Below are 5,954 nucleotides of genomic sequence, written 5' to 3'. Positions count from 1 at the left end.
CCAGCGATAGCGGTAGACCAGTCGATCAAGATATTGACTGAACTGGCGCCATCGCTGGCAAGCCAGCTCCCACAGGGTTCGTTGTTGTATTCAGGATTGTGGGACGCCGTTTTCCCACGCCGACCAGTTTTTCAGAATGTCCTGCACCAGCGGATTACCCGCGCGATAGAGGTTTTCCAGCGCCGGCACGAACCCGCCCTGATCGGCGTACTTCAGCAGATTGTCCACTTCACTGCCGCCCGGCGCCGGGCGGTCGAAGTCGGAGCCAGCACGCACCACGGCCAGACGCTGCACATCCACCAGACCTTCGCGACTGGCACGCAGCAGCGCTTCATAGGTCGAGTTGTCTTCCTGTTGCGTGGTGCAGTACTCACCCTTGTTGTCGGTCAGCAATTGGGTCCAGACCTCCGCGCGTTCGCTCAGGCGCGTACCGGAAAACCAGGTGTTGCCTGCCAGCGTGTCGCAGCGCGTAACCACTGGCGGCTGGTTGGCCGGGGGCGACGGGGTATTTCAGGCGCCAGGCCGCCGACTCTTTGCTCTCGCTCAGTTCGACCTTGTGGCTCAGGGCGAAGGCTTTGGCCTGCAGTGTCGGGTTGAGTTCGAAGACTTCGGTCTTGTAGTCCAGCGGCGGTTTTTCGTTGGGGCCCTTGGTGTTGATGCCCAGGTAGCCGGTCGGCCAGCTCGCCGGCGCATCGCGCGAATCCAGCTCCCATTGCGTACCGAACTCCACCAGGTAATGCGCCCACGCGGCGGTGCCGATGGTCCCGTGTTTCGGGCTGATGCCGGCGATCCCGGCGATCAGAAAGTAGCTTTTGCGCAGGTCGAATTTCGGCGACAGGGCCAGTGCCAGGGTTGAAGCAGCGGCGTTGGTCTGACCCATGCCGGTGGTCAGCAGGCACACCTGTTGTGCGTTGCAGCGCACGGTCGGGTACTCGGCGGACAGGCCCGGCACGCGGATTTCCTGTTGCAGATCGAGGCGCTCGATCCAGTGCTGCGCCTCGGGGGCGAACATGGTGATCAGCACCACTTTCGGCTGGATCGGCGCTTGCGCCGCCCACGCCGTGGAAGAGAGCAGGGCCGCAGCGGCCAAAGTCAGTCGCGTCATTGCTTGCATGAAAATCTCCTGAATTCAGAACTGGTAGCCGATGCCGGCGTAGTAACCCCAACCGTTGGAACGCGCGCGGAAATCGCCGTCGCCGAAGTTCAGCTCGCTGCCATCCTCCCAGTTGCCGCCGTTGTGGAAATAACGGCCGACCAGGGTGAAGCGCAAATGGGTGAACGAGTACAGCAAGACGTTGGTCGCCACCGTGGCGTTGGCGGTGCGCGCCGGGTTGTCCTTGTGGATGTCCGAGCCGAAATCGAAGTTGGTGAAGCCGATGTAGGTCAGCGACGCGCCGTTGCTGAACTTGTCGATGGGCACGATGTATTTGAGCTGCGCGCGGTAGCCGTCCCACGAATACTCATTGCTCGCGCCGTAGTTTTCCCACTGGTAGCGCCCGTACAGGTTGGCCGACAGGTTGACCCGCGAATGGGTGTCGATGTCGGTGCCGAAACCGCTGTACAGGGTGTTGGCGCGGTTCTCTTTACGGCTGCCGTGATCGTAGATCCAGTCGAACGCCACGTACCATTCCTTGAACGGGCCGATGGCCAGGCTGCGGCCGGCGAGGTAGTCGATGGAGATGCGCGGCTCGTGCTCCATGAACACCGGTGAGCCATGGTCCCACACGCCTTTGTCGTGGCTGTTGCCGATGTTGAAGATCTTCGGAATGTCGATGTAGCCGTACAGCTCGAATGGCCCCTTGCGCCCGAAGTACTCGTATTCCAGATAGATGTCATCGGCCGGTTGCGGGCCGAAGCTGATGTCCTTGCTGCCGATCAACGTCAGGTCCTGGTTGTACCAGTCCGACAGATACGCGCCTTTTTTCGCCGGGGCAGCTTCCGGGCTGAGGGCTTCGCCCTGGGCCGATTCGTCGGGCAGCGCCGGTTGCGCCAATGCGCTGTGGCTGAGAACTCCGGTAACGCCGGTCAGTAGCAGGGAAACAGCAAACGTGCGCGCCAATGGGGCGCGAAGAAGGGAAGCAGCGTGCATTCAAAGTCCTTTTTTTGCGGATCAAGGCCCGGGTTCTGCGGGTCTGTACGGTTTTGTTACGAAAAAGCCAATATAGGCAGGTCGCAAACGTTTGCACAACACGTACCAAGTCGCTCCGATTGCCCTGTAGGAGCTGCGGTACGCTGCAATTTTTTGATTTTGTTTTTAACGATCAAGATCAAAAGATCGCAGCCTTCGGCAGCTCCTACAGGGAGAGGTATCAACAGGGCGAAGCGGCAGAAAAGCGGCAGGCAGCGGAAACCGGTTGCCGCTTTTCTGGCATTGCCGCTTTGCCGATTCCCCGCAAAGCCCCGGTTTACGCGGGTTTTTGTGTTTGGCACGGCGCTTGCTAAAGCTCAGGTACGAAAAACCGCTCACCCGAAGGTTCCCGACATGAGCATCAGCTTCGATAAAGCGCTCGGCATTCACGAAAAGGCATTGGGTTTCCGTGCCCAGCGCGCTGAAGTGCTGGCCAACAACATCGCCAACGCCGATACCCCGAACTACAAGGCTCGGGATCTGGACTTCTCCAAAGTGCTCGAAGCACAGAGCCAGAAAAACGCCAACGGCACCATCGCCCTGAACATGACCAACAGCCGTCACATCGAAGCTGAAGGCCTGGGCAATGGCGACGAGTCGCTGATGTATCGCACGCCGATGCAGCCTTCGATCGACCAGAACACCGTGGATGCTCAGCTGGAACAGTCCAACTACGCGGAAAACGCCGTGGGCTTCCAGGCCAGCTTCACCCTGCTCAACAGCAAATTCAAAGGGCTGGTATCGGCCCTGCGCGGAGAGTAATCCATGTCCCTGTCCAGCGTTTTCAACATTGCCGGCAGCGGCATGAGCGCACAAACCACGCGTCTGAACACCGTGGCGTCGAACATCGCCAACGCCGAAACCGTTTCGTCGAGCATCGACCAGACCTACCGCGCCCGTCACCCGGTGTTCGCCACCATGTTTCAGGGCGGCCAGAACAGCGGCAGCAACTCGCTGTTCCAGAGCCAGGATGCCGCAGGGCAGGGCGTGCAAGTGCTCGGCGTGGTCGAAGACCAGAGCAACCTCGAAGCACGCTACGAGCCGAACCATCCGGCCGCTGACGCCAAGGGCTACGTCTACTACCCGAACGTCAATGTGGTGGAAGAAATGGCTGACATGATTTCCGCGAGCCGGTCGTTCCAGACCAACGCCGAAATGATGAACACCGCCAAAACCATGATGCAGAAGGTACTGACCCTCGGTCAGTAATAAGGGGCGACGGCCATGAGTGTTTCCGATACCACCAGCAGCCTGAGCATGAATGACATCCTGTCGAACTCCTCGAAGAAAACGAGCAGTACGACCGGCGATGGCATTGCCTCGGCCACCAACAGCACCACCGGCGGCCAGGCCCTGGGCAAGGATGCGTTCCTGCAACTGCTGGTCACCCAGCTGAAAAACCAGAACCCGCTTGATCCGCAGGACAACAGCGCCTTCGTTGCGCAGCTGGCGCAGTTCAGCAGCCTTGAGGGCATCACCACCCTCAACAGCACCGTCAGTTCGCTGGCCGGCAACTACAACTCCTCGCAAGCCTTGCAGGCGTCGTCGCTGGTGGGCCGCAACGTGATCGTGCAGACCAACACCGTTCAACTGGACGACCCAAGCAAAGGCATGACCGGTTCGGTCAGCGTTCCGTCGTCGATTGCCGGCGGCACCGTCAGCATTACCGACAGCAGCGGCACGGTGGTTCGCACCCTCGATCTGGGCAGTCGCGCCGCAGGCAGCGCGAGCTTCACCTGGGACGGCAAGGACAAGGACGGCAACCTGGTGAAGACCGGTACCTACACCGTCAAGGCCAACGCCTCGATCAATGGCACCTCGACCGATATGGCGACCTACCTGCCAGCCACGGTCAACAGCGTGACCATCAGCCAGACCGGTGGCGAGCTGATGCTCAACCTGTCCGGCAAGGGCACCGTCGCCCTGTCCAAAGTACAAACCATTGGTATATAGAGCCGACCAACCGGCACAAAGGAGTGGAATATGTCTTTCAATATCGGCCTTAGCGGTCTCTATGCAGCCAACAAACAACTGGACGTGACCGGCAACAACATCGCCAACGTCGCGACTGCCGGTTTCAAATCGTCCCGTGCAGAATTCGAAGACGTCTACTCGGCCACTCGCCTGGGTAGCGGCAGCAAGGTCATCGGCAACGGTGTGCGCCTGGCCAACGTGTCCCAGCAGTTCACCCAGGGTGACATCAACAACACCGGTAACGTGCTGGACATGGGCATCAACGGTTCCGGCTTCTTCACCATGAGCAACAACGGCTCGATTTCCTATACCCGTGCCGGTACGTTCAAAGTCGACAACGCCGGTTACATCACCAACACCGATTACACCTCGCGTCTGCAAGGTTACGGTGTGGATGCCAACGGCAAGATCATCAACGGTGTGTTGACCGACCTGAAAATCGATACTTCCAACCTGGCGCCGAAGTCCACCTCGCTGGTGACCTCGACCATCAACCTGAATTCGTCGGCACCGGTGATCGACGACACAGTGGCGGCCGGCAAGTTCGATCCGTCAAAACTTGAGACTTACACCAAGCAGTTCAGTACGCCGATCTATGATTCCCAGGGCAACTCGCACGTCATGGATCAGTACGTGGTGAAGACTGGCCAGAACACCTGGAAGGTCTACACCCTGGTAGACGGTCGTAACCCGGACGCTACTGGCAGCGATCCGAAGGTCACCGCGCCGACACCTTCTACCATGACGTTTGACTCCGCTGGCAAGCTGACCCAGGTCAGCACTCTGCCAGGTCCTGTGATCAGCAGTGACCTGAAGCTCACTGGCTGGGTGCCGGGTACTGTGGTTAACGGGACGTTCACGCCTAACGGCGCTTCGGCGAACCCGGCCGGTATCACCATTTCGATGGCGCAGACCACCCAGTACAACGCAGATACCGCTCGTTCGATCCCGACTCAGGATGGTTACGCCACTGGCCAGATCACCAACCTGACCATCGACGGCACCGGTACGCTGTTCGCCAACTTCAGCAACAACCAGAGCAAGGCCATCGGCCAGGTTGCGCTGGCCAGCTTCACCAACGAGCAAGGCCTGCAGCCTGTCGGCGGCACCAGCTGGAAAGAGACGTTCGCCTCGGGTATCCCGGGTTACGACGCGCCGAAAACCGGTACCTTGGGTGAGGTGGTGTCCAACTCGCTGGAAGAGTCCAACGTTAACCTGACCAACGAGCTGGTGGATCTGATCAAGGGCCAGAGCAACTATCAGGCGAACGCCAAGACTATCTCCACCCAGAGCACCATCATGCAGACCATCATTCAGATGACCTGATTGCGGTTTCTGATTGTGCAAGGGAGCCCCTCTTTTTGAGGGGCTTTTTTGTGGGCTATTGTTTTGTGGGCTTATCCGTTGCTGCGGTAACGGCTACTTAGGGTTTCGCCCTTACGGCGAGTCACTTTTTCAGACACCAAAAAGTAACCAAAAGGGCTAGGTCCCAGCGTTCGGCCCTCGCCGTGGCTCGGGTTCCTTCGCTACGGTATTCATCCGGGGGGGCATCGCCTACGGTTTGCTTCGCTGCACCTCCTCTCGATGTGTTTGGCTTCGCCAAACGGTCGCTGCGCTCCCACCCCCGGATGAATCCCTCCACTCAGCCTGCCGACAGGCCCTCAGATCAAAAGCGGTACTCGAGCTAACGCTCATCGTGTTGGATGGCGGAAAAGCGAGCGCTTGGCTGTGGGAGTCAGCCTGCTGGCGATGGCGGCCTGACAGCCGACCAATCTCTGACTGAACGCACCCAGGCTCATGTAGGAGCTGCCGAAGGTGCGATCTTTTTGATCTTTGGCAGAGCACTAAAGAT

The 5,954-nt window shown here is 59.4% G+C and carries 5 protein-coding genes and 1 pseudogene; 4 read left to right on the top strand and 2 right to left on the bottom strand.

All coding sequences use genetic code 11. From position 1 onward, the window contains the following. Nucleotides 1-90 precede the first annotated feature (90 nt). Together HT737_RS07690 and HT737_RS07685 are read right to left on the bottom strand one after the other, a co-directional pair. Nucleotides 91-1,114 (bottom strand): annotated as a pseudogene (locus tag HT737_RS07690) (purine nucleoside permease). 15 nt (nt 1,115-1,129) lie between these two features. After that, a complete protein-coding gene (locus HT737_RS07685; protein ID WP_182402070.1) occupies nt 1,130-2,089 on the bottom strand; it encodes a nucleoside-specific channel-forming protein Tsx in 960 nt (319 codons plus the stop codon). A gap of 393 nt (nt 2,090-2,482) precedes the next feature. Here HT737_RS07685 and flgB point away from each other — a divergent pair, with 393 nt between their 5' ends. The 4 genes from flgB to flgE are packed head-to-tail and all read left to right on the top strand — an operon-like array spanning nt 2,483 to nt 5,428. Next, a complete protein-coding gene (flgB, locus tag HT737_RS07680) occupies nt 2,483-2,890 on the top strand; it encodes a flagellar basal body rod protein FlgB (protein WP_025112931.1) in 408 nt (135 codons plus the stop codon). A 3-nt stretch (nt 2,891-2,893) separates the two neighbouring features. After that, nucleotides 2,894-3,337 (top strand): flagellar basal body rod protein FlgC, encoded by a 444-nt coding sequence (gene flgC / locus HT737_RS07675; protein ID WP_003227217.1) that lies wholly within the window; start codon nt 2,894-2,896, stop codon nt 3,335-3,337. 15 nt (nt 3,338-3,352) lie between these two features. Continuing rightward, a complete protein-coding gene (flgD, locus tag HT737_RS07670; RefSeq protein ID WP_047295813.1) occupies nt 3,353-4,081 on the top strand; it encodes a flagellar hook assembly protein FlgD in 729 nt (242 codons plus the stop codon). A 30-nt stretch (nt 4,082-4,111) separates the two neighbouring features. Further along, a complete protein-coding gene (flgE, locus tag HT737_RS07665) occupies nt 4,112-5,428 on the top strand; it encodes a flagellar hook protein FlgE (RefSeq protein ID WP_041075033.1) in 1,317 nt (438 codons plus the stop codon). Nucleotides 5,429-5,954: the final 526 nt, after the last annotated feature.

The sequence above is a fragment of the Pseudomonas sp. MD195_PC81_125 genome (assembly GCF_014060985.1).
GTDB lineage: Bacteria > Pseudomonadota > Gammaproteobacteria > Pseudomonadales > Pseudomonadaceae > Aquipseudomonas > Aquipseudomonas parakoreensis.
The sequence above is the reverse complement of the archived record's forward strand: the minus strand, read 5'-3'. Positions and strand labels throughout refer to the sequence as shown.